The organism is Shewanella sp. 125m-1, assembly GCF_052977065.1.
The window spans coordinates 1-24,485 of the sequence record NZ_JBRILT010000062.1; the positions used below are offsets into that span (position 1 = coordinate 1).

Genomic DNA, 24,485 nt, shown 5'->3' on the forward strand with positions numbered 1-24,485 from the left:
TAAATCAGCGGCTCAACGAATTCTGTATTACATATTGCTATGAACACTCATTCATTAAGTAATTTTTTGATTGCCTCATTCTTTACTAGAAAGAAGTAGACAATTTCGAATAACTTAATCTCTGTGAGTGTCCACACAGATTTGCTTGTCATATTGTTAAAGAGCGTGAAGTCGTCTTTCAGACTTCGCCTTAGACGCTTAGGTCGCTTGGCTGAGGAGGCGTATTCTACACTTCCTAGTGTCGGCGTCAAGCGCTTATTTTAAGAAGTTTTTCAAGCGGTGATTTCTTAACCAGAAGTCAAAACCCGAAGCTCTTAAAGCGATTGTCACCTGAGGCTAATTTCCGTAGAAGTTAATCTCTCTAACATCGCTGCAAGTCCCGTTCTATCTAGCTTAACGCTTGGTAGGTGGCCTGCTTTGCCGTGTCAGTGGGGTCGCATTATAGGGAGATTTTAAAAGAGCGCAAGCGCTTTTTTAAAGAAAATTAAGGTTTTTTGAAAAAGCTTTTTTAAGCACATCATACTCACCAAATACCCACAGAGTTATACACAGCCGCGCTATTGTGAGTATAAAAAACATGCGCTAGAGACCAATGGAATCAAGCTTATCGACTTTCTAGCATGTTTACTGATGCTAGGTTGTGTTCACTAATACGTAAGTAATAAACTTAATTATGACCGCTTAAGTAGATATTGCTTGGCAAGCACGCCATATAAACAATATCTCCTCGGCTTTATAGCTCTCTTATACTGCGGCTTCTATATAAGCTGACGAGTTGAACCTGCAGATTTAAATCGGTCCTCAACTTTAACAGACCCGTCTTTACCTTCCTTACCTTTAACTTACTCTCTAACGAAGATTGATGCGGCGATGGCATCTTAGTTGCGACAATATCGGTTTAGTAGCCGATACACTATTAAGTAATGGTCCCCTAGATAGAGAGCCTCCTTTATTACTTACCCATTAAAGCTAGCTCGACCGCTTTAGCTGCATGGATCTCTGTAGTGTCATATATAGGTACATGGGTATCTTGCTGCTGAACAAGTAATGCAATTTCAGTACAGCCTAAGATCACAGCTTCCGCTCCCTGCGCTTCTAATGCAGCAATAATCGCTAAGTATTGTGTACGAGAGCTTGACTAAATAACGCCGCGGCATAGCTCTTCATAAATAATACTATGTACTACTTTACGGTCGGCCTCTTCAGGAACAATCACGTTTATCGCATATCTGTCTTGTAAGCGGCTTTTATAAAAATCTTGCTCCATAGTAAAAGCAGTGCCTAGCAGCCCTACCTTTTTAACGCCATCGGCAACCAACTTACTAGCTGTCGCATCAGCTATATGCAAAATTGGAATATTGATACTAGCCTGTATTTCATCAGCGACCTTGTGCATAGTGTTAGTACATATAAGTAGAAAATCTGCGCCAGCTGCTTCAACTGATTGCGCAGCACAACTCAAGAGCTCGGCGGTTTGATGCCACTCCCCTTTATGCTGTAACTTTTCTATCTCAGCAAAATCGACACTATATAAAGCTACTTTTGCGGAATGTAGTCCGCCAAGCTTAGCCTTTACCCCTTCATTCAGCGCTTTGTAATAACTCGCTGTAGATTCCCAACTCATTCCACCAAGCATGCCAATTGTTTTCACTTTATAACTCCCGATTGCAGCAATGCGCCTCACGCGCTAAAAATACATTAGTGCCATTTTGAATGTAATGGCTCCTCCGCAAGCACACAAGCTGGTTTTGAAGACCAATATCTCAGCTTCACTAATCATGATGAATGGGGGCTTTCTTTGGTCGGTCACTACTCAATAGTCGCTTAATTATAATTACTAACTTGCCAGCGGATTACTTAGATGAATTACAAAATTAAAATAACAGCTAAGCCTCTTATATAGTTTATAGCGATTACTTGAACAGCCTCATATTCCTCAACGCTATAAAGTGGTACTTTCCTGCCGTTAAAAAATCAAAAACAATAATTTTAAGGACTTTACATGGCACGGAAACATCTTTTCCTTCCTACTTTAATCGCAACACTAGTTTCAGCAAACTCATTAGCAGCAGTGCAATCGTTTGACGCTCGCTCATTTGCAATGGGAGGCATTGGCGCTTCTACAGCAGACTACTTAACGGCTTCTTTTCACAACCCAGCTTTAGCCGCTAGATACGGTGAAGATGATGACGTTGGAGTGCTAATCCCATCGATTGGTGCACAACTTGACGACAGCCAAGACATTATCGATAAAACCGATAACTTCTCTGATATCTATGACCAATTCAGTAGTATTAACAATCCAACCGAGCAAGATGCTCAACAGGTAGTTGATGCGTTAGCAGAATTGCAAAGCAATCGAGCAAATATTCAAGCTAACGTGAGCCTAGCTGTTGCTATCCCAAATGAATATGTTTCAGTCAGCATGTTTGTAAAAGCGTATGCTGATGCTTTTGTATTTGCAGACATTGCTGAAGATGATTTAGACACAGATAAACTCATCGATAATGGCTCACTTACCTCTCAAGCACTCACCATGGGCGTGCTAATTGCAGAAACAGGCGTAAGCTTCGCGAAATCATATGAGCATAGTCGCGGCACTTTCTATTACGGTATTACTCCTAAATATCAGCAAGTCACTACTATTAACTACGTAACTGATATCGAAAACTACGAGTTTGATGACTGGGATGATGATAGATACCAAACTGAAGAGAGCAACATAAACCTAGATATTGGTCTCGCCTACCAATTACATAACGGCTTGGCTTTCGGCTTTGTCGGTAAAAACCTCATTAAAAACAGTTATGACACTTCTTTGACTAGAGGGGTCCGTGGTGAGTATGTCATCAGCCCTACTTACATTGCCAGTGCTAGCTATAACCATAGGCTTTTTACTGTAGGAGTTGACGTTGAGTTAAACGAAACTAAAAGTTATGACGTTATCGAAGGTACCTTGAATGGTATAGATGCAGACGCCGATAACAAACAGATGGCAGGTATTGGTGTTGAGTTTAATGCCTTTGATTGGGCACAGTTACGCGCAGGCTACCAAACAGATTTGTCTGACAACCTCGCTGATCAAGTTACCGCGGGTATTGGTTTATCACCATTCGATGTCTTCCATATTGATTTATCAGCTAGCTACGCAAGTGATAATGAATTAGGCGCGGTAATACAAACTTCGTTTACTTTCTAAATTACTTTCAATAGAAAAATCGAAGACTTGAGCTGCTGCGTTATAAAGTAAGAAAAGGGCTATTAAGCCCTTTTTTTTTACTACTAGTCAGTCAAATAATTAGTAAACGCCTTGTGCTTTCATCGCATCTGCGACTTTAACAAAACCAGCTACGTTAGCACCTAGCTCGTAGTTAATATGGCTATCTTCACGACCATATTGCTCACATGTAGCGTGGATTGAGTACATGATGTCGCGCAAGCGCATATCAACTTCTTCACGACTCCAGCTTAAACGTAATGCATTTTGGCTCATTTCAAGACCCGAAGTTGCTACACCACCCGCATTGGCAGCCTTACCAGGAGCAAACAATACTTTAGCCTCATGCATTAACGTAATAGCTTCAGCAGTACTTGGCATGTTGGCGCCTTCAGCAACAATCTGCACGCCATTTTCAATCAGCATTGCAGCATGTTCTGCATCTAACTCATTTTGAGTCGCACAAGGTAACGCCACATCAGTAGCAAACTGCCAAGGCGTACCGCCAGTCACATACTCTAGACCCATTTCATGGGCGTAATCAGCAACACGGCCGCGACGTTCATTTTTAACTTCCATCAGCTTAGCGAGTTTTTCAGTGGTGAACCCCTCAGGATCAAATACCACGCCACTTGAATCAGATGCAGTAATCACTTTACCGCCCATCTCCATCGCTTTTTCAATTGCGTACTGCGCCACGTTACCCGAGCCAGAAACTGTAACCGTTTTACCTTCTAAGCTTTCGCCTTTAGCTTTTAGCATGGCTTCAACGAAATATAGCAAACCATAACCAGTGGCTTCAGGGCGGATCAAACTGCCACCAAACGTTAGACCTTTACCAGTAAACACACACTCAGCACTGTTAGTTAACTTCTTCATCATGCCAGTCATGTAACCGACTTCACGAGCACCAACACCAATATCGCCTGCAGGCACATCAGTATCCGCACCTAAGTGGCGGTGAAGCTCTAACATTAATGCTTGGCAGAAGCGCATCACTTCGCCTTCACTCTTACCTTTAGGATCAAAGTCACTACCGCCTTTACCGCCGCCCATTGGCAAAGTCGTCAATGCATTTTTGAATGTTTGCTCAAACGCTAAAAACTTTAGTACCGACTGGTTAACTGACGGGTGGAAGCGCATACCACCTTTAAATGGGCCAATAGATGAGTTGTGCTGGATACGGAAAGCGCGGTTAACTTGTACCTTACCGCTATCATCTACCCAAGAAACACGAAATTGAATTAGACGCTCAGGCTCAACTAGACGCTCTAAAATACCGGCATTTAAGTATTCTGGACGCGCAGCAACGAAAGGCCAAATAGAAGTCAGTACTTCTTTTACCGCTTGTAAAAACTCAGGCTGGTTAGGGTTACGCTTAGCAACGGTCGAAAGAAAACAATCAAGAGTCATATCGCAGCTCATTTTGGTGCTCCAGGGTATACAAAGAATTGAGATCGCTACTGCTTTGGGCACTAAACATGCCGCAGCTTAATATTGTGAAATGGTTTATATCAGCATTTGATAGTTAATTAATACAAGACTTTACAGAAGCTGTGTTACACCTCAAGAAAATCAAACGTTCTGTCAGTGCAATAAGAATTCATTAATAATTGAGCCACAAAAATGATAGATCATTAATAATGACGTAATATCGAACAGATATGCACGATTTACCACAGCCACTAAACATAGCAAGACAGCGAAAGCCATAAAATGATTAAAATACTTGCTTATACCAAACTATTTAAGCCAACAAGCACTCCATGGTGCGCAGGGAAGATAACCTTAGTTAATTCAGGGAGCAGAACTCCAATGCCCCTTTTTATAGAAGTTTATAAATTGCAGATACGAAAAAGGGCTACTCTTTCGAGTAGCTCTTCATCTTGAATGTGGTGGAGGGATTGCTGGCTTTAAACAATAGGAACCCTAGGGTTCAAAGTGGTACTTCCAAAATGCGAAAAGGCCCCAGCATTTCTGCTGGGGCCTCATCTAAATGTGGCGGAGGGATAGGGATTTGAACCCTAGATGGGCTATAAACCCATGCCGGTTTTCAAGACCGGTGCATTCGACCACTCTGCCATCCCTCCGAACGCCGCAGATAATAGGGGGAGTACGCGATAATGTAAAGCCTAATCTTATTCAAATGCGTAATAATATGAAAAAAACTACATTTAAGCCGCTATCTGTCTAAAAACCAGCCGACTTTAAATCAACAAAGTCTAAAAACACTTAACCCTTGTAATACCACAGCCAACTGTGGGGTATTTGATACGGCTTCGGTAAGTATAGGCTTTATAGTAATCACTACTCGCATACCTCTGCGGAGACATAAATGAAAAATACTAAACTACCGTTTTCTCACGCGATTAGATTAAATCCTTCACTATTTATAGACTGTTAAATATTAAAAAAATCAATCGCGTTACCACCAAGGATCCGCTCACGTCCATATTCTGAAAGCGACTGCTCACGAACCAGCTTTCCGACTTTTTGTTCACCTAGTGGAAATGGTGAATCAGATCCTAATAGCACTTTGTCTTCCCCCATCACATTAATCAAAAGCGCCAAAGCATCCGCACTAAATACTGCTGAATCTACCGAGAATCGACTTAAATAAGATGAAGGTAGATTAGGACAATCCTCTCTCACTATATCGCGATGACGCCAAGCATTATCGACACGTCCCATTAAATAAGCAAAACTCCCACCACCATGAGCAAAACAAAGCTTTAAATCCGTGGAGATACGTTCAAATGCACCGGACAAAATTAACGACATAATCGACAAGTGAGTTTCTGCTGGCATGGCAACTAGCCACTGCATCATATACTTACTCATACGATCTCGGCCTAACATGTCCCACGGGTGAACTAATACTGGAATATTGTCAGCGGCACAATGCTGTAAAAATGTCACAATGCCCTCATCATCCAGGTTTTTACTACCTACATGATTACCGATTTGCACCCCAAGATGACCATTAGACATCGCACGGGAAGCTTCTTTACAAGATGCATCAATATCTTGTAGTGGCACCTGTGCCAATGCCTTAAGTCTGTTTGGTTTGTATTGACATAGTTCCAAGGCAAGATCATTAAATAGCTCTGCACACTCTACCGCTTGAGCTGCTGGTCTTTCATAATTGAACAAAATAGGCGTGGCGCTCATGATTTGAATATCCACACCATCACGGTCCATCTCTTCAAGACGGATACTCGGGTCCCACAGTGCTTGATACACTGGGCGATACTCATCTTGCCCTAACATTATCATTGCTTTACCAGCCTCTATATGTCGCATCCATGGCCAGTTAGGGGTACCAAATTTTTCAGCTAAATCAGGCCATTGCTTAGGAATAAAATGAGTGTGCATATCTACAACTGTCATTGTGTTGACCTCTTTGGCTCAGCGGCTATTTACCGGCAGGATGAATAAGCCCGCATTGAGGGCAGGTTCTTAACAGGGGATCATTGGCAAATTCAGCAAATACAGGAGGGAGATCCGTAGCGATATTTTCCAACTGCACTTCGATTCGATGCACTAATGTATGGCATTCTTGGCAATACCATTCAAAGCCGTCTTTGTCGCCCGCATCTCGCTTCGGTTCAATCACTAAACATAAGCTGCCCGCTTCAGGTCGCTGGGGAGAATGCCTGACATGAGGGGGTAACAAAAATATATCCCCTTCTTTTAAGTGCACTTCTTCTGGACCACTTGCGGTCATGATCCGTAAATAAGCGTTACCTTTAAACTGATAAAAGAATTCTTCTACCGGATCATCATGATAATCCAAACGCGCGTTAGGCCCACCAACAACGGTAACCATTAAATCTGCATCTTCCCAGATCAAAGCATTATTGACTGGCGGCTTAAGAAGGTGTTCATGTTCTTGCAGCCATTGTTGAAAATTAAATCCGACCAATTTACTGGTGCTGCTAATCAATTCTGTAGTCATAATCCTAAATCCCTTTCGTTGTCGTCTGCGGTGCTATTGCTACAGGGCAATAAGCTATGGCTTTAATCTCAATCAGCAAATGTGGATGCGGTAACTGGTGAACTGCGACAGTTGTCCTTGCTGGGCCATTTTCATCAAAGTATTCGCTATACACGCGGTTGTAACCGCCAAAGTCATTCATATTGACTAAAAAACTACTTATCTCAGTTACATCATCAAGGCTGCCACCAGCACACTCAAGGATCTCGCCAATGTTACGGATCACGGCACGAGTTTGCGCTTCGATATCAAGCTCTGTAGTCCCAAACTCATCAACGGCGACCCCTTCAAAGCTATTGTCTGCACGACGACTGCTGGTCCCTGAAACAAAAACCAAATCTCCTGCGCGCTTAAAGTGTGGAAAGGTTCCCCTCGGCTGTGCCTTTCCTGCAATCACTTGACTATTTTTCATCTGCTACCACCTCAATATCATCAACCAAGGTTGAAACGCTAACACTGCCCAATGCTTCAGTTAACAACTTAATATGACTGCCAGCCGTTAATGGCTCCGCCGCAGTTGCGGCTCCCGCTAATACAATGCTGCCAGCGGCCAATTCAATACCGGCCTCTCCAGCTAAACGGGCTGCAGCCACTAAAGAGCGCCAAGGGTTACCGAGTATCGCTGCGCTTGAACCTATTTGTGTCGCTTGGCTATTGCACTCCATCACCATGCCGATATTGGTAATGTCAATATCAGCAGCATGCCATTGCCCCAATACCACTCCAGCAGATGAACAGTTATCAGCCACAACATCTTCCAGCGAGAATGCAAAATTCGTATAGCGTGAATCAATAATTTCCAACGCTGGCGCTATCGCCTCAACAGCGGCTCTAGCTTCAAGCAAGCTAATTTTTCCAGAGAGTGGCTTTTTCAATAAAAATGCAATTTCAGGTTCAATACGCGGGTGAATAAATCGAGACAAATCCAACGGTGCCCCTTCCTCAATTAACATCGCATCCGTTAATGGTCCCCAAATCACATCATTAACGCCCATTTGAAGCATTTTTGCACGGCTGGTGAAGCCCATTTTAATCCCGACTTGCACTTCACCGCGGGCAATGCGTTTAGTGACAGATGCTGCTTGAACTTGATAGGCTTGCGCTAAAGATAATGAGGCCCCTTGTGCTGATAGTTGGGTGATAGCACATGCCTGAGTTGCGGCATTGTCGACTAACGTAGCCAATTCTTTGATACATTCAATATTATTCGATTTCATCTTGCGACCTTATTTTGATGAGCTAAACCTCAGCGACATCCTGTATGAGGGGCTGCTTAAGCTTTCTTTCCACTAGATCTAAGGCAACGTCGACTATCATGTCTTCTTGCCCCCCCACCATGGCTCGTTTACCAAGTTCGACTAAAATTGAACGAGTATCAATTCCATACAACTTGGCCGCTTTCTCTGCGTGGCGTAAAAAGCTAGAGTACACACCGGCATACCCGAGCGATAACGTTTCTCTATCCACTTGTACGACTCTGTCTTGTATGGGTCTGACCAAGTCATCTGCCGCATCCATCAAACCAAAGAGTTCGCAACCATGATCCCACCCCATGCGTTCTGCCGCGGCAATAAAAACTTCTAAAGGTGCATTTCCGGCTCCAGCCCCCATTCCTGCCAACGACGCATCAACTCGTGTAACACCATGCTGTACCGCAACAATCGAGTTCGCCACACCTAATGACAAATTATGATGAGCATGGATGCCTATCTCCGTTGTGGGTTCTAGAATCGCTTTAAAAGCATCGACTCTAGCCGCCACATCATCCATGTTCATAGCGCCGCCTGAGTCAACTACGTACACGGCTTGCGCACCATATGACTCCATCATTTTGGCTTGTTTCGCCAGCTGTTGTGGACTATTCATATGCGACATCATTAAAAAACCACAGGTATCCATGCCAAGCTCACGCGCATATTCAATATGTTGGCGAGAAATATCGGCCTCAGTGCAATGAGTCGCTACGCGTACCGAGCGCACTCCCACATCCCATGCCCACTGCAGATCTTTCTTAACTGCGATTCCGGGTAAGATCAACGTGGTGAGCTTTGCCTTGGTCAGCACATCGGCAGCCGCTTCGATCCACTGCCGATCAGAATGCGCCCCAAAGCCATAGTTCATGCTAGACCCCCCAAGGCCATCACCATGGGCAACTTCTATGGCGTCAACACCAGCGACATCAAGAGCCTTAGCAATGCTTTGCACTTGCTCAATGTTGTATTGATGTCTGATGGCATGCATACCATCCCGTAAGGTGACATCTTGGATATAGAGTTTTCTATCCATGTTTGTTGCTCCTATTGGGAATAAATTTACATAAAGCGATTTGCTCGGCGGTACCTAAAGCAGCGGATGTCATAATATCGAGATTCCCTGCGTAAGCTGGCAAGTAATGTGCCGCGCCTTCAACTTCTAAGAAAACGGATATCTTGATGCCGATATAGGTACCAATGTCAGGCATTTTAAGCCCCGGAGCTTGGTCAAAACGCTCAAACTGTACTGATTGCTTTAATCGATATCCTGGAACGTATGATTGAACGGCCGCTACCATAACAGCGATGGAATTTGCAATATCTTGTTCTGTTTTATCGTGTATCTCAGGTAACGCGGCAAAGGCAAATACGGTGTCACGCATTATCATTGGGGGCTCTGCAGGGTTAAGGACAATTATGGCCTTACCATGCTCTGCACCACCAACTGACTTAATCGCTTGCGCCGTTGTTTGAGTAAATTCATCGATATTGGCACGAGTACCGGGCCCTGCTGAACGAGAGGATACCGAGGCGATAATTTCAGCATAATGCACTGGTAGTACACGACTTATTGCAGCGACGATGGGGATGGTTGCTTGCCCACCGCAAGTCACCATGTTGACGTTACCTTTATCTAAATGCTCATCAATATTAACGACTGGGACGGTATAGGGGCCAATCGCGGCAGGTGTCAGATCGATCACTTGCTTACCATGCTGTTGCAATAAGGCATTATGTTGATGATGTGCATGGGCCGATGTCGCATCAAATACCAACTCTATATCCGCAAAATCATCCATAGCGACTAACCCATCGATGCCCTCACTCGTCGTTGCAACGCCCATGGCTTTAGCACGAGCTAACCCGTCGGAATCGGGGTCAATACCCACCATCGCCGCCATGGTTAATTGCTCAGAGGTGTTCAAAATTTTAATCATTAAGTCGGTGCCAATATTGCCCGAACCGATAATAGCTACCTTGACTTTATTTGGGTGCTGTTTCATGTGTTACGCCTCCTTGCCAAAACCAACGCGTACAGAACCTAAGCCCGCAATATTGGCTTCAAATCTATCGCCGGGATTCACTGCTACCATAGGTCCCAATGCACCGGTTAAGATGGTGTCCCCCGCACATAGTCCTTGCCCACGAGCAGCAAACGTCCGTGCGACCCACAGTGCAGCATTTAATGGGTGGCCAAGACAAGCTTGCCCCGCTCCCACCGACACAGGTTCACCGTTACGTTCCATCACCATGCCGCACAAACGTAAATCCACGTCTTGCAATTGGGTCGGCATATTGCCAAGTACATACATTCCAGAAGAGGCATTATCGGCAATCGTATCTAAAATGCTGATATCCCAATTTTCTACTCTGCTACCTACAATTTCGATTGCTGGCAGCACAAATGCAGTAGCACGGATCAAGTCGGCCATGGTTGGCGATGACATCGATAAATCATGAGCCAATACTAATGCGACTTCGGCTTCAACTTTTGGCTGTAACACCTGCCCAAATGGCACCTCGTCACCATCGGCTACGGCCATATCAGCGTAGAGTCCGCCAAAGTCTGGCTGGTCAACCCCCAGTTGCTTTTGCACCGATGCTGACGTGAGGCCAATCTTATAACCGACAGCACGACGCCCTTGATCTTTCCAATGCTTAACATTGATTTGTTGAACTTGATAAGCCGCGTCAATACCGCCGCTCGCGAGTAGCTCTCGTACCGGTTTACAGGCAACTCCGGTCATTTCAGCTTGTCGTAACTGTGCGGCAATTTGCTGCAATTGTTCATCAGACATGATATTTCCTTATAACTTAATGCAGATATTCATCGGCTCAGAATAAAAACTTAATGAATGTGCTCCGCCTTCACGACCGACGCCTGATAACTTAATCCCACCAAACGGTGTCCTTAAATCTCTGAGGTACCATGAGTTAACCCAAGCGACGCCTACATCCATTTGTTGAGCGACCCGGTGGGCACGGGATAAATCTTGAGTCCATACTGTTGCAGCTAAGCCATAATCAGAGTCATTAGCCAACGCGACAGCTTCCTCTTCAGAGTCAAATGGAGTGATATGACAAATAGGACCAAACACCTCTTGACGCTGCAACTGACTGGTTTCCGACAGACCGGTAAAAATACTCGGCTCAACAAATGCGCCCAGATCTCTTTCATCACCAAAGCTTGGAACTCCGCCACCACAAATGACCTTTGCACCATCGGCTTTTGCCGCCGCAATATAGGAAAGCACCTTATCCCGATGCTTATGCGATATCAGTGGCCCCATGTCGGTATCAACCTCTGTAGGCCAACCAATCTTAATAGCTTCAGCTTGTTGCTTCATTGCAGCAACAAAACGCTCGAATATGCTCCGTTCCACATAAACACGCTCGGTGCAGAGACACACCTGGCCGCCATTAGTAAATACCGAGCGACGAGTTCCCGCTACGGCGGCTTCAAAATCGCAGTCAGCAAAAATTAACGCCGCATTTTTACCACCTAATTCAAATGACAATGCCTTAACCCCAGCCGAGGCCGCTCGCATAATCGCACTACCAGTGCGTGACTCGCCGGTGAAAGTAACCGCATCAATCTGCGAATGTTGGGTCAGCATGGCACCGGTAGAATTATCACCAAATCCGTGCACCAAATTAAACACCCCTGCTGGCACCCCTACAGCATCCATAACTTCTGCCAGCAACGTCGCTGTGGCAGGGGTTTCTTCTGACGGTTTAATCACCACGGTATTGCCCGTTGCAAGGGCTGGAGCCAGTTTCCAAGTTAAAAGCAGTAACGGTAGATTCCATGGCGCAATGACTGCAACCACTCCAAGGGGCTTATTAACTGAATAATTTAACGCACCAAGACCATCAGGAGTATCGGTATGAAAGCATTCAGCTGACTGTGATTTAACCGCATCGGCGAACACTCTAAAATTGGCTGCTGCTCTAGGAATATCAATAGTTTGCGCTTGAGTCAGCGACTTACCAGTATCGGCCATTTCAGCAGCAACAAACTCATCAAATCGCGCTTCTATACCATCTGCCACACGATGTAGAATCGCGCAGCGCTCCTCTAGGCTAAATTGCTGCCAACGACCCGAGAGTGCAGTCTTAGCCGCCTGAACAGCCGCATCGACTTGTGCTTGACTCGCTTCACTAACTCGATTTATTACCTGACCATTGACGGGGTTTACATTATCAAAATATTGTTCACCACAGGTAAACTCACCATTAATATAATTTTTTAAGATTCCTCCGGCATGGGGGACTTGGGTAGGCTTTCCTGGCTGCATAATTCCATCCTGACATTGAACACTTAGCCCGAAGATGATCCAAGTGTTATCGAGTGATGATTCCACTCTACGATGTCGAGACATAATAGGAAAATAACAAAATTAGACTTTGAAATATAAAAAAACATATAACAAGCTCAGGAGTGAACTGACTAGAAAAAGTACCTTAATTCAGAATAGATCATATAAATATCTTGTTTATCAGCAGAAAAAGCATTGCCCGGTTGAAACCACGCAAAATCAAGCTCCACAACAAGATTGTCAATATGGCGATAACTCAACACCAGATCCCAGGCTTGACCAAGATCTGAGTCAATTCCGTTAGGGAGTGCTTTGAGACCGTAGCCAAAAAAAGATGCAGAAGGGACATCTTGCTGATAATCATGCCAAAGCAACTCTATGGATGACTGAACAGTCGGTCGAAACCGAACGCCTAAGGTCGTTATATTAATATTACTGAGTTCAGGTTTGACTATCTCGCCATAATATTTGAGCTTTGCCCCCCCTTTGCCAAGCCAGCCGGTATTTAACTGCAAGCCAGACTGCCTGAAACGAGTATCTGTATTCGCACCGCCCTTGTCACCACTGCCACTGGCATACGCGGTAATGAGCCGATTATCTCCCCCAGCCGTGAACCAAGTAGTGGGTAAGATATTGTCGACCGCGCTAAGCAAGTGATCGACTGGAATTAACAGCCCTAAATCAAAGCCGAACCCTTTAATTCGCCTACTCGAGTTATCTTGCCAAGCACTACCAGAGGCGTAGATCCATTCATACCAATACGCAAAGGGTTGCTCTCCGATTGTCACCGCATCGAAAACACCGTAGCCACGCAGACCAGTGTGCAGCACCTGTTCGTGCTGTTCAGCATTGAGGCTAGATTGCTGATAGCGATTGAGTAAATACACTGCACCATTGTGACTGCGCCTGTTTGTTGAGGCTTGAAGAAATTGGTAATTATCACCATTACTCTCCTGCTTGGTCAGTAAATTGTTCGATATCCATTGATGCTTAGCAACGGCCAATCGCAATTGCCACTGCCATGTATGCCAACTAACACTCGCATCGCCATGTAAACCGTCGAGACTATCGTGAAACACAAAACCACGGCTATCTTCATAGTATTGCCGACCCAGACGCAGTTGCAGATTCTGTTGTTGAGCGGAAAAACTCACGTAAGCTGACTCAATGGCAAGTGACCCCACACCTGATGCTTGTTCAGCATAAAAAGTACGCTGCCATACCAAATCAATATATGAGCCAATATACTGATTTACATCTAGATTAAGTCCAAGTTTAACTTCATTGGCAAAATAATGAGTCTCTTGAATATCGCGATCTAACTCACCGCTTGGTTTACTCCCAGCCTGAGTCACCCATTCTCCCCCCCAACTCAACAAAGGGTAGCGATCGACATCAGCATAAATCAGATTCTGCGCTGAAAATGGCAACAAAGATTGAATATCGTCACCACTTTCAAAAAGCTTAACCATCTCTTCGGTCGCAACAGTTTCATTGGTTGACGCAAAAGCCGTATTCGTGCCCACCAAAAGCAGAGTGACTGCACATATTGTTCTTATTAACTTGCCTTCGAGCACGTCTGACCTCATGAGCTTTCAATTATGGTCAACAGCTTACAAAGGCCAAGCATATAAAAAAAATAACAGTTAGCCTTCACACTATAGCAAACTTAATATAACGTAATAACAACAGTAATCAGCGGTAGATTTTAATGGGACCTAATAACTTAGAACGGCATCTGCTTTCACGACTAAAGTTTAAATACTTAAGGTTATTAGTGACTGTGGGAGAAGAGCGAAATATTTTTCGCGCGGCGCAAATACTCAATATGGCGCAGCCTGCTGCCACTAAGATCATCAGAGATATCGAGGATGTATTAGAAATTAAGCTATTTGATCGTTCATCTCGTGGTGTAACCCCCACCTTATTTGGAGATGTTCTGATCAAACATGCCAAATTAATTCTCTCGCAAGTTAAACATGCCAGCGAAGAACTGTCATCACTTCAAGGTGGTTTATCTGGCCGTGTCACTATCGGTACTTTACTGGCCGCTAGCGCCATATTATTGCCTAAAGCGATTGCCAGATTAAAACGCGAGTGTCCCAATGTGTCTGTTGTGATCGTTGAAGGAACCGCCGACAAATTAATGTCTGCTTTGAAAATCAATGATATCGATTTAGTCGTTGGCCGTATTTCGGAAATCAATGATGAAGAACAGCTACAGAATGAAATGCTATATCACGACCCATTCTCATTGGTTGCACGGGCCGATCATCCCGCTCAGCAGCAGAGCGCCTTATCACTGACTGATTTACTGCAGTATGAGTGGATTTTACCGCCTAAAGAAACCTTATTACGTCGAGAAATTGAGGATTTATTTCATCGCGAAAACTTAATAGTACCAGCCAATGCCACAGAATCTATTTCTATACTAGCTAACCGTACCCTACTGCAAGAAACCGATATGATTTCAATTTTACCCAACGAAGTGATCAAGAGTTATGAAACTGTCGGTATATTAAAGCGATTGCCTATTGATTTACATTGTGATCCAGGGGCAATTGGCATCACTATTAAAGCAAACCGCGAGTTACCTCCAGTGTGCCACAGCTTACTCAACGCGCTGCGCATCGAAGCTGATGCCATTGGTGATTGATAACTAATGTATCAGGATTTAATCGCTCAGTGAAAGCTGAGCGCCCTGTCACTTAGGGGACAATTGGAGTTATTCAATATTCTCGGCTAAGTCATGCTAGGTAACATCTCCAAGGTTGCTCTGTCTCCTAAACCACTCAGTCGTGCCTGTACGACATGCTAAGTCTATTCAGTCAAATATTGAGAGCAACTGACGCAGTACAGGGCCTTTAAAAGCACACTTAGATCAGAGCTGAACAGTTCCCCCGTACAATCAGCATAAACCCCAGCCAATAAAAAAGGCGCAAAATGCACCTTTTTATTAATGCCAATCATACTAAAGGTGTGATTGGTATAGGACCGTATACTTAAAAGTTATAGGTCACACTTACGCCATAAGTCCTTGGGGCTTTATACGCGTTATATACCGTATCATCCCAAGCAGAGTAAAGCGTAGTTGAACCTATATTAAGCTCATCGGTTAAGTTTTTACCCCAAAGTTGCACGCTCCACAAATCATTGAAATCACGTAACATGATCACTAAATCTACAGAGTATTCGGCGTCAACCTTGGTCAAAGGGTTATTTGAGTTGTCAAAGAAGTAATCAGTTTGGTACTGATAATTCAAGTTCACGCTAGCATCGCCCATGCTTTGCCACTCCCACGCATAAGTTGTATAAATATTAAACATGTGCTCCGGAGTTCGACGCATTTTATTTCCATTAAGATTGCTATCATCAACAATCAGATCTTCGGTAAATTTAGCGTCTAAATATCCATAACCTAGATTAAATGACAAGTTATCCGTCGCAAGCACTGTTGCTTCCAACTCTAGGCCTTGGGCACGACCGCTACCATTCATAACCTGTAGATTCGGGGGGGTGTGTTCTCCAGTTTCTACCCATACTTGATTTTGAATATCGGTGTATTCGGTATGGAAAATAGCACCGTTGAGGCGAACCGTATCATCAAAGCCTTGAGTTTTAAAACCAACTTCATTGTTCCACGCAATTTCAGGTTTAAACGGCGTTATCGCTTCAATCGCCTTTTCCATTCCCTCGCCGTTAAACCCACCAGCCTTATAACCTTTAGCAAGTGAATAGTATAAAAACACATCGGCAGTGAGCTGGTACTCTACATTGAGGCTTGGCGTCCATTCAGACCATGAACCTTCGGTTTCAAAATCATAGCGCTCAACTCTATTACCATTAAGATCCTCATGTAAATTATCCCAATTATCAAATCGTCTCCCCCAAGCTGCCCCACCAAATGTTTTATCATCTTGGCTCCAGCGAAGGCCCGCGGTTATGGTTAAATCATCGGTAAAATCGTAAGCAATTTGTCCAAAAACAGCATAGCTATCGGAAACATTTTCAGTGGTGTTAGCCACATTACCAGCCGTGGTCCCCCATTGAGTATGGAACCAATAGTCCACATCTTCATAGCGCGAGATATCTTCACGCATCCAAAATACACCACCTAACCAAGTAAAGTTACCGTCATCACCTGAAAGGCGAACCTCTTGCGAGTATTGCTTTGACGACTCTTTTTTCCGTGACAACCATTCATCATCGGGCTGCATCAACGCCAGTTCCTCATCAGAACCAACGGTGTTATCTGTAGGGTCTCCCCAAGGATCAAACACTTGAGTACGATCAACTAAACCTGCGGCAGCATTTTCATAAAAATCATACTCATTACTACGCATTGCCGTAATCGACGTTAACGCGCCGAAATCAGTGAACCAATCCAGTTGCACACTAAAATTATAGCTATCGGCATTCTCAAAGCCATCAACACTGTTATCATCTCGACGAGGATCATCACTAATAAATGCGGCATTTCGACCTTCACTATAACCAATGTGTTTAACCCTTGGTGTACCATCCGATGTTGAGGCTCCCGCCGTAAATAGTAACTCTAGATCAGCGCTGGCTTCCCACAATAGCTGCCCTCGAGCTGAATAACGACTTAGGTCATCGGCATCATTTCCAGTAAAGGTGTTTTCACCATAGCCATCACGAGAAACGGCACTGACAGCTATTTTACCTGCAACAGAGTCTGACAAGCCGCCGGTAACATACCCTTTGGTTTCCCAAAGTCCGTAATTGCCGAAGGTCAACTCGGCGCTGCCAGTGGCATCGCCAAAATCAGGCCGGCGGGTAATAAAGTTAATTGCTCCCCCTACTACATTCTTGCCGTACAACGTCCCCTGTGGGCCACGTAATACCTCAACACTTTGTAAGTCAAACAGATCCATCGCAGCTGCGGTACCACGTGAGACATAAACGCCATCGACATACATGCCAATAGCCGCAGCGGCTCCAGCACTCTCGATATCACTACCAATACCACGCATAAATAGCTCTGGCTCACCGGCACTATAAGCATTCATTTGAAAACCCGGTGTTCGTTCAGCGATGTCATTTAGGCCCTCAATCTTTGATTCCTTCATTTGTTCGGCACCAAAAGCAGTAATCGCAATTGGAGTCGATTGCAGACTTTCAACTCTGTGTCTTGCTTTGACTTCAATAACTTCAATACCTTTAGTGCTGACTTCTTCAGCTTGTGCCTCCGAGCCTTGTGCGAACACCTGCTGATTAGCCCCTAGCGCTAATAATATCGCAAGTGAGATAGGTGACATTCTCTGTTGAAAATGTCGACTAATTCTAGCTTGTTGAATATTTGCCGAATGATTCATGTGTTTGCTCCCTCAACCTTGGCCGTTGTTATAGTTTTTTAGATGAGAAGCTGCATAAAATTTACTCACCGTTTCATTCAACCTAAGGGAGTAGGACTAAGGTTAGAAATATATCTTTTGCCAACTGTTATATTTTAAACGTTATATCAATAAGAATATGGACAATAAAAAACCCATGACATTGGATAACGATGCCATGGGTTATTGGCGAGTACCTGCTAGTTGTGCCGTTACGCACTGAGCATTGAGATAAACACAACCCCTAAGCCTAGCGGTGCAATGTAGCGTACCAGTAGCCTCCACACTCGGTAAGCCAATGGTGCTTGCACAGCATCTAACTCATCGGCCGTGATCGCTTTAGGTAAAACCCAACCGACGAATATTCCGACAAAGATGCTGCATAATGGCATCATCATCGCGGTGATGAAGTAGTCAAATAAGTCGAAAAATGTTTTCTGCTGGAAGATTTCAATGAAGCCTAATGGGTAAACATCAGACAATATATTGAAGGACAACACCGACAATAATCCCAACAGCCAACTGACCATGCCCACGGCAATTGCAGCAGTCCCGCGGCGCATTTGCGCTTTCTCACGTAGCCATGCCACTGCGCACTCCATCATCGAAATAGCCGAAGTTAATGCCGCAAAAAACAGTAATAAGAAAAAGACCGGTCCAATAATGACGCCTCCCGGCATTTGACCAAATGCGTACGGTAAGGCCATAAACACTAAGCCAGGGCCGCCAGTTGGTGGAAGTCCGATGGCGAAAACAATCGGAAAAATAGCCATCCCGGCTAATAAAGCTATCAAGGTATCAGCACTAATGATCACCATAGAGGCTTTAGGGATTGAGGTTTTCCGGTTAAGGTAAGCCCCATAAGCCATCAAGTTAGTGATCCCTACGCCAATTGAAAAGAAAGCTTGACCTATCGCTTCAATAATCACCTCAGTTGTGATCTTAGAGAAGTCAGGTACAAACAAAAATTTGAGGCTCTTTAGAAAGTCACCCGTGATCCCAGCATAGATCACCATCACTATCAGCAATATAAACAACACCGGCATAAGCAACTTTACCGCGCGCTCAATACCCGATTGAACGCCCTTAGCTGACACCATTACCGTGATGACCAAAAAACTAGTTGCCCAAACAAATAGCTGCGAGGCGCTGGCATTAATCCCATCAAAGGTTTGCTCAATCGCTGCTTGATCTAACCCCGTTAACCGTCCAGAGCCAGACTCAAACACATAGGCAAGAGTCCACCCTCCGACCACAGAGTAGAAACCAAAAATAACGATCGCAGCAACCACCCCAAACAGCCCCATCCAACGCCAATGGCCAGAAGCTTTAGCTTCTTGCGCAACCCGAGCAATCGCATTAGGAGGACTTAATTGGCCGCGTCTGCCAACTAACAACTCTGCCATTAAGATTGGCAGTACTACGACCAAAATTGCGAGGATATAAACAAATACAAATGCGCCACCGCCATTTTCGCCGGCGGCGTAGGGAAAACGCCATATATTGGCGAGACCGACAGCAGACCCCACCGCGGCCATAATAAATCCCGCCTTAGATGACCATTGTTCATGACCGCTATTCAAGCTTGCGGAAGCGGGTTGGCTTGAAGTTGATATACTTGTATATGACATACTAAATCCCTTTAAATATTAAATTAACATCAGTACCTGAGGATTTAAATCAAGTGACGGCTTGGCGTTGATGATATTTATCAAGCTGCCAGAGCTGCTCACTCATAATGGATTTAATCGCCATAACGGCATCCCAAATATCAACGTAACGGATATATAAAGGTGTCAGTCCAAAGCGAAGAGTATCAGGGGCGCGGAAATCACCGATCACCCCTTGATCGATAAGCGCCTGTATGATGGCGTAACCTTGTTCATGGCGCAGAGCCACTTGGCTGCCTCGAGTGTTATCTGCTGGTGATATCACCTCAAAGCCATACTCCGCGCAGTGTGTTTCTAACAACTGTAGAAAGATATCTCCTAACGCTAATGACTTTTGCCTGACTTGCAGGATATTAGCTCGAGAAGAAATTTCGATGCCGACCTTAGAAACCGCCATCGTTATGATGGGTTGGGTACCCGTTAGCATTTGTGTAATACCATCTGCAGGTCGATAATCCCGTTCAAAAATAAACGGAGCTTGATGACCCCACCAACCAGTTAATGGCTGTAAGCCTTTACCGTGATGACGACTGGCCGCATAGATGAAAGCTGGACTCCCTGGGCCACCATTGTAGTATTTATAGGTGCAGCCAATAGCAAAATCTACATTGCAACTGTTAAGGTCAATATCCATCGCTCCCGCGCTATGACAAAGATCCCAAACCGATATAGCCCCTACCGCTTGCGTGCGCTGAGTGATGACTTTCATATCAAGCACACGCCCTGATTTATAATGAACTTGGGTTAAACACACCACCGCAATTGACTCATCTATCGCACTGATAATTTCATCGCCCTCAGCAAATACAATTTCATAACGCTCGCCCAGCAACTTTAATAGTCCCTGTACGATGTAGTTATCTGTCGGGAAATTACTGCCTTCCATCAAGATTTTATAGCGTTGAGGCTGCAAAGTTAGCGCCGCTGAAACAACTTTGAAAAGATTGATACTGGTGGAGTCGGTCATGACGACCTCTCCAGGGGCTGCACCGATTGTTTTCGCTAATAAGTTACCCAAATCACCTGCCATGCTAAACCAACTATGCTGGTTCCAGCTTTTTACTAAATCAGCCCCCCACTGCTCCGTGATTACTTTTGACGCTACAGATAATGCAGCTTTAGGCATTGCACCAAGAGAGTTACCACAAAGGTAGATACTATTAGCTGGGAGCTGAAATTCATCACGGAACAATGCGAGGGGGTCATCTAGATCAAGGCGTTCACAATCTTGTCTACTAAGGATATTCATATTGACTGCTCTCCAATATAAAACGTTAAATAACGTCTTTATTTTTATGATTATTATTGGATACTAACCAGCCAACTTTTAACTTAAAAATAACATTACTGTCAACAGGTATAACAAAAACAATATAGTGCGGGCGTGACGAAAGCAAAAAACGGCCGCAAGGGCCGCAATTAATAGCATTCGACACTATGGGTAAATTAGTGTGCTAACACTCCTTTATCGGATATCGATACCGCCGGTTTTTTAGGCCATGACTGAAAGGGTGCGGTTAAGTGTGGAGCACCCAACACCGGACTCGACAGTGCATAGATCCCATGGTTGGTAAATAACCAGAAAATATTACGATCATATTCTACGTATACAGCATGAGATAAGTTGCCCATGGCAAACTCAGGTACTTTATCTTGGGCAAATGGCGGTACAAAGTATGCTGTGATCTGTGGCTTACTCGTATCCGAAACATCAAATACCTGTAAGCCTGCATTGTAGAAATTAAAAGGTAATATCCCCGCCTTAGATTGCCCAGGCTGAGTATAGTAACCGGTTCTTTTAGGCCCAAAACTGCCTTTTCGCTGACAAAAATCAGTAAACTTAGCGTCGACTGGCGGCTTAGGGCGCGGCAGTACCCCTATCTTAATCGGTTGCTTAGGATTACTCACATCGATCATATGCACGTCTTTATAAGGTTCAAAGCAATCTTCATTCAATGGGTAACCACTAAAATAGACAATCCCTGTTTGTTCAACTTGAGAAACGTCAATAAAGTCGCCTTCGGTACCCGCTACACTAGGTTCAAAGTTAAGATGACTGACAACCTTCATATCTGCGGGGTTAGAAATGTCTACCACATAAAAGCCTAAACCTCCCATTGCGGCATAACCGTACTTCCCCCCCTCCTCAACGGGAGTTGGAATAAACAAAGACATCCGAGCGCCCATCCAAGAGGTCCGGTTTCCAGCTCGTTTATTGGCTAAATATGCAGACTCATGCTGTTTATCAAGTATAATTTGCCCTGGAACTGATAATTGCTGTAAAAACTTTGGATCCGCAGGGTTGGACATATCCCATGATTGGTATCCTGCGGAATATAGATCATTACCATACTCAGTTAAGCCATAACTGGCATCAGGGGCTGCTGCGACAAACATAGTATCGCCACCAAACCATGCAGGAATATCTCGCACCCCGGAGCCCTGCTGCTTACCCACTGGAGCATCCGGATTATTGATGTCTGTAGTACGCTCTGCTAACAACACCCAATCTTTAGGTAATGGCCCCCGCATTTCATACACTTTAAAGCCCTTGAGGTGTTCAGCATTGCGGATTTCGTTAACTTTATCAGGCTGGGTAAATTTGTCTTTTAGCAAACCAAACCTGCGGATCTCAAAGGACTGCACCATTACATACTGTTGTCGGGCATCGCTCCATTGTATTGATGCCGCCCCAAACATATCATCTTCGGAATAAGGGTTAACTTCCTCTCCTTCTGGACCATTTGGCCCCCACTGTTTACCGCGAGTATGGATAAGCTTTAACTTTTTCACATCGGTAATATCAAAAATTTTAAGTTCTCGGCGCACATACTGATAAAGATAACGACGACCATCAAAGTCGACAATATTTTGCCATGTATGAAATGGCTCTACGGTGATAGGGTAATAAGCTTCAACCGTCATATTTTTAATATACTGCTTATTATCCCAATAGTTTAACATGCCATCGAAGGAGTTATTTTCATAGGTGTGATAGGTTGCACTAGGATGAATAAAACTACCGTCTTTTTGCATCCCATAACTGCCTTTCTCGGGTTTCAAGGCTTGATGGTTTCCGGTGATTTCAACAACTCGATTTAGCCATTTGTCTTTAATATTATCAGGCTGTTCAGTTGCCGCATTTACCGGGAATGTGAAAAGACATGCAAGAGAAGTTACCGATAACAATGAGCATAGCTTGCTCTTTGTGGTTATTTTATTAGTTACAAGCATGATGAAGCTCCTTCTTGAATGCAACGATCCGTTGAATTGTGCATGGTAAATATCAAAGCCAGTGTAAACTGGCTATTAGAAGCCATATAATAACAATTGTTCAACCTGCCATAACAGTTTAGATATAACGAACATACATAGAAGGAAAAAATTCCCTCTCCATGCCATAAAGATTGGAAAACCTTTATCTAAAAGAAAGGCGGAGGGATAGCTGGCTTTAAATAATAGGAACCCTAGTGTTCAACTTTATAAATCTCAGATAGCAAAAAAACCGCTACAAATAGCGGTTTTTTCTTAATGTGGCGGATGGGATAGCTGGTTCTAAACCATAGGAACCAGGGGTTCAGCTTTTATTTGAACATACGAAAAAGGGCTTCCATTACTGGAAGCCCTTCATCTTGAATGTGGCGGAGGGATAGGGATTTGAACACTATCCACCATTTCAGAATAACGTTTAAAAACAGCGACTTAAGCTTTACTTTTGCATGTTGAACTCAACAATTAGTGTCGAAATGTTACACCACTTCGTGACAGCTAACAAGCCTTCGAATTTACTCCAGATGAAAATCCATAAAAAATCGACATGTTGAGTGAAACTCATGTCATTAGTGGCACAGGTTTTTTATCAAAAAGGAAATAGCTAACAAGCTTGAACGAATAACGTACAAACTTAGGGTGGGTAACGTATGAGAGTAATGTTGCGCTACCTGTTATTGCAACGGGTCGGTAAGGTTAGACTTCTAAGCGAAGTAAAGCATTTTTTGACAAATTCCACGTTTATCCATTCATAAAGATGATGCCATGCTAAAAATGCGCAGCTTTACCCAGCTAAGTGACTCTATTCATCGATTAATGATTTCGTGCCATTTTAAATCAGTATGTCCAAAGGGCTTTGCTTCTGACTATGACGATGCTTGCCTGAGCACTGCTCTAGTCATCACGCTTCAATGCTTTGCAATTGATATCCATTTTGAGTATAAAGCGCTGTGAGGTATACATCGGTTACGATAGGTTCAGCTCCAACCTATCGTTTGGATATTACAGCTGGTTGAAAAGATGCTCTTGCCCAAGCCCGACAACAAGACGCTCTTTATCTGTATAGCGATTGCGAACCATATCAATATCAGAGTGGCCAAGATATTTGGCTACCTCCTCAAAATTAATGCCGACACTGACACTACGCGTTGCAAATGTATGTCTAAACGCCTGAGCACCATGAAAGCTTAAACCCATACGAATAAACTCTCGCTTCACCGCATTATATAGCCCTTTCGAGCCTGAAAAGGCCTTTCGCGTTGATGGGTTGATAAACAAAGGTTGTTTGGCCTCATTGCAATACGGATTCATCCCACGGTTAAGTCTCCTTGGTAAGCCCCTAGTTTTCTAGACACTTTCTAAGTTCTCATAATACTGCTTTTCAAACTTCATTGGAGACAGTCCG

General features: G+C 44.1%; 17 protein-coding genes, 1 tRNA gene and 1 pseudogene. 2 read left to right on the forward strand and 17 right to left on the reverse strand.

From position 1 onward, the window contains the following. Positions 1 to 952 precede the first annotated feature (952 nt). Positions 953 to 1,651 (reverse strand): annotated as a pseudogene (locus tag ACVBIK_RS19215) (aspartate/glutamate racemase family protein). 351 nt (positions 1,652 to 2,002) lie between these two features. Between ACVBIK_RS19215 and traF the strand changes: the two are divergent. Next, positions 2,003 to 3,199, forward strand: coding sequence for a conjugal transfer protein TraF (gene traF / locus ACVBIK_RS19220; protein WP_447170300.1), 1,197 nt, complete (start codon positions 2,003 to 2,005; stop codon positions 3,197 to 3,199). A 99-nt stretch (positions 3,200 to 3,298) separates the two neighbouring features. On the opposite strand, the gene gdhA is transcribed toward traF, so the two are convergent. The 11 genes from gdhA to ACVBIK_RS19275 all read right to left on the reverse strand — a co-directional run bounded on the left by gdhA (position 3,299) and on the right by ACVBIK_RS19275 (position 14,375). Continuing rightward, positions 3,299 to 4,642, reverse strand: coding sequence for an NADP-specific glutamate dehydrogenase (gene gdhA / locus ACVBIK_RS19225; RefSeq protein ID WP_447170301.1), 1,344 nt, complete (start codon positions 4,640 to 4,642; stop codon positions 3,299 to 3,301). Positions 4,643 to 5,216: 574 nt separating this feature from the next. Continuing rightward, positions 5,217 to 5,307 (reverse strand) — tRNA-Ser (locus tag ACVBIK_RS19230). A gap of 310 nt (positions 5,308 to 5,617) precedes the next feature. Next, entirely contained in the window at positions 5,618 to 6,607 is a 990-nt protein-coding gene (locus ACVBIK_RS19235; RefSeq protein WP_447170302.1) for an amidohydrolase family protein, read from the reverse strand. A gap of 25 nt (positions 6,608 to 6,632) precedes the next feature. Continuing rightward, the gene (locus ACVBIK_RS19240; protein ID WP_447170303.1) at positions 6,633 to 7,175 is read right to left on the reverse strand and encodes a 3-hydroxyanthranilate 3,4-dioxygenase; all 543 of its coding nucleotides are present in this window, start codon (positions 7,173 to 7,175) and stop codon (positions 6,633 to 6,635) included. 4 nt (positions 7,176 to 7,179) lie between these two features. Continuing rightward, entirely contained in the window at positions 7,180 to 7,626 is a 447-nt protein-coding gene (locus tag ACVBIK_RS19245; protein ID WP_447170304.1) for a RidA family protein, read from the reverse strand. After that, complete coding sequence (locus tag ACVBIK_RS19250; RefSeq protein WP_447170305.1) at positions 7,616 to 8,431, reverse strand: 2-keto-4-pentenoate hydratase; 816 nt, start codon at positions 8,429 to 8,431, stop codon at positions 7,616 to 7,618. The genes ACVBIK_RS19245 and ACVBIK_RS19250 overlap by 11 nt, the downstream gene beginning before the upstream one ends. A gap of 22 nt (positions 8,432 to 8,453) precedes the next feature. Next, a complete protein-coding gene (gene dmpG, locus ACVBIK_RS19255) occupies positions 8,454 to 9,500 on the reverse strand; it encodes a 4-hydroxy-2-oxovalerate aldolase (RefSeq protein WP_447170306.1) in 1,047 nt (348 codons plus the stop codon). Next, entirely contained in the window at positions 9,493 to 10,470 is a 978-nt protein-coding gene (locus ACVBIK_RS19260) for an acetaldehyde dehydrogenase (acetylating) (protein ID WP_447170307.1), read from the reverse strand. The genes dmpG and ACVBIK_RS19260 overlap by 8 nt, the downstream gene beginning before the upstream one ends. A 3-nt stretch (positions 10,471 to 10,473) precedes the next feature. Beyond that, on the reverse strand, positions 10,474 to 11,265 hold the full coding sequence (mhpD, locus tag ACVBIK_RS19265) for a 2-keto-4-pentenoate hydratase (RefSeq protein ID WP_447170308.1): 792 nt from the start codon (positions 11,263 to 11,265) through the stop codon (positions 10,474 to 10,476). A gap of 9 nt (positions 11,266 to 11,274) precedes the next feature. Further along, positions 11,275 to 12,765 (reverse strand): 2-hydroxymuconic semialdehyde dehydrogenase, encoded by a 1,491-nt coding sequence (locus tag ACVBIK_RS19270; protein ID WP_447170309.1) that lies wholly within the window; start codon positions 12,763 to 12,765, stop codon positions 11,275 to 11,277. Positions 12,766 to 12,917: 152 nt separating this feature from the next. Beyond that, positions 12,918 to 14,375, reverse strand: coding sequence for an alginate export family protein (locus ACVBIK_RS19275; protein WP_447170310.1), 1,458 nt, complete (start codon positions 14,373 to 14,375; stop codon positions 12,918 to 12,920). 122 nt (positions 14,376 to 14,497) lie between these two features. Between ACVBIK_RS19275 and ACVBIK_RS19280 the strand changes: the two genes are divergently transcribed. After that, the gene (locus ACVBIK_RS19280) at positions 14,498 to 15,442 is read left to right on the forward strand and encodes a LysR substrate-binding domain-containing protein (RefSeq protein ID WP_447170311.1); all 945 of its coding nucleotides are present in this window, start codon (positions 14,498 to 14,500) and stop codon (positions 15,440 to 15,442) included. Between the two features lie 346 nt (positions 15,443 to 15,788). On the opposite strand, the gene ACVBIK_RS19285 is transcribed toward ACVBIK_RS19280, so the two are convergent. The 5 genes from ACVBIK_RS19285 to ACVBIK_RS19305 all read right to left on the reverse strand — a co-directional run bounded on the left by ACVBIK_RS19285 (position 15,789) and on the right by ACVBIK_RS19305 (position 24,391). Next, entirely contained in the window at positions 15,789 to 18,122 is a 2,334-nt protein-coding gene (locus tag ACVBIK_RS19285) for a TonB-dependent receptor (RefSeq protein WP_447170312.1), read from the reverse strand. Between the two features lie 230 nt (positions 18,123 to 18,352). After that, on the reverse strand, positions 18,353 to 19,771 hold the full coding sequence (locus ACVBIK_RS19290) for a sodium-dependent transporter (protein WP_447170313.1): 1,419 nt from the start codon (positions 19,769 to 19,771) through the stop codon (positions 18,353 to 18,355). A gap of 49 nt (positions 19,772 to 19,820) precedes the next feature. Further along, entirely contained in the window at positions 19,821 to 21,059 is a 1,239-nt protein-coding gene (gene kynU, locus ACVBIK_RS19295; RefSeq protein WP_447170314.1) for a kynureninase, read from the reverse strand. A 197-nt stretch (positions 21,060 to 21,256) separates the two neighbouring features. Continuing rightward, positions 21,257 to 23,044 carry an LVIVD repeat-containing protein gene (locus ACVBIK_RS19300; RefSeq protein WP_447170315.1) on the reverse strand — a complete coding sequence of 596 codons (1,788 nt, stop codon included), beginning with the start codon at positions 23,042 to 23,044 and terminating at the stop codon, positions 21,257 to 21,259. Positions 23,045 to 24,082: 1,038 nt separating this feature from the next. Further along, the gene (locus ACVBIK_RS19305; protein WP_447170316.1) at positions 24,083 to 24,391 is read right to left on the reverse strand and encodes a tyrosine-type recombinase/integrase; all 309 of its coding nucleotides are present in this window, start codon (positions 24,389 to 24,391) and stop codon (positions 24,083 to 24,085) included. Between the last annotated feature and the right edge of the window lie 94 nt (positions 24,392 to 24,485).

What these genes read in the sequence shown, in the direction of transcription:
- traF (WP_447170300.1), top strand. Translation starts at nt 2,003, where the DNA reads ATGGCACGGAAACATCTTTTCCTTCCTACTTTAATCGCAACACTAGTT.
- ACVBIK_RS19270 (WP_447170309.1), bottom strand. Translation starts at nt 12,765, where the DNA reads ATGCAGCCAGGAAAGCCTACCCAAGTCCCCCATGCCGGAGGAATCTTA.
- dmpG (WP_447170306.1), bottom strand. Translation starts at nt 9,500, where the DNA reads ATGGATAGAAAACTCTATATCCAAGATGTCACCTTACGGGATGGTATG.
- ACVBIK_RS19280 (WP_447170311.1), top strand. Translation starts at nt 14,498, where the DNA reads ATGGGACCTAATAACTTAGAACGGCATCTGCTTTCACGACTAAAGTTT.
- ACVBIK_RS19305 (WP_447170316.1), bottom strand. Translation starts at nt 24,391, where the DNA reads ATGAATCCGTATTGCAATGAGGCCAAACAACCTTTGTTTATCAACCCA.
- ACVBIK_RS19275 (WP_447170310.1), bottom strand. Translation starts at nt 14,375, where the DNA reads ATGAGGTCAGACGTGCTCGAAGGCAAGTTAATAAGAACAATATGTGCA.
- mhpD (WP_447170308.1), bottom strand. Translation starts at nt 11,265, where the DNA reads ATGTCTGATGAACAATTGCAGCAAATTGCCGCACAGTTACGACAAGCT.
- ACVBIK_RS19285 (WP_447170312.1), bottom strand. Translation starts at nt 18,122, where the DNA reads ATGAATCATTCGGCAAATATTCAACAAGCTAGAATTAGTCGACATTTT.
- ACVBIK_RS19290 (WP_447170313.1), bottom strand. Translation starts at nt 19,771, where the DNA reads ATGTCATATACAAGTATATCAACTTCAAGCCAACCCGCTTCCGCAAGC.
- ACVBIK_RS19240 (WP_447170303.1), bottom strand. Translation starts at nt 7,175, where the DNA reads ATGACTACAGAATTGATTAGCAGCACCAGTAAATTGGTCGGATTTAAT.
- gdhA (WP_447170301.1), bottom strand. Translation starts at nt 4,642, where the DNA reads ATGAGCTGCGATATGACTCTTGATTGTTTTCTTTCGACCGTTGCTAAG.
- ACVBIK_RS19300 (WP_447170315.1), bottom strand. Translation starts at nt 23,044, where the DNA reads ATGCTTGTAACTAATAAAATAACCACAAAGAGCAAGCTATGCTCATTG.
- ACVBIK_RS19235 (WP_447170302.1), bottom strand. Translation starts at nt 6,607, where the DNA reads ATGACAGTTGTAGATATGCACACTCATTTTATTCCTAAGCAATGGCCT.
- kynU (WP_447170314.1), bottom strand. Translation starts at nt 21,059, where the DNA reads ATGAATATCCTTAGTAGACAAGATTGTGAACGCCTTGATCTAGATGAC.
- ACVBIK_RS19260 (WP_447170307.1), bottom strand. Translation starts at nt 10,470, where the DNA reads ATGAAACAGCACCCAAATAAAGTCAAGGTAGCTATTATCGGTTCGGGC.
- ACVBIK_RS19245 (WP_447170304.1), bottom strand. Translation starts at nt 7,626, where the DNA reads ATGAAAAATAGTCAAGTGATTGCAGGAAAGGCACAGCCGAGGGGAACC.
- ACVBIK_RS19250 (WP_447170305.1), bottom strand. Translation starts at nt 8,431, where the DNA reads ATGAAATCGAATAATATTGAATGTATCAAAGAATTGGCTACGTTAGTC.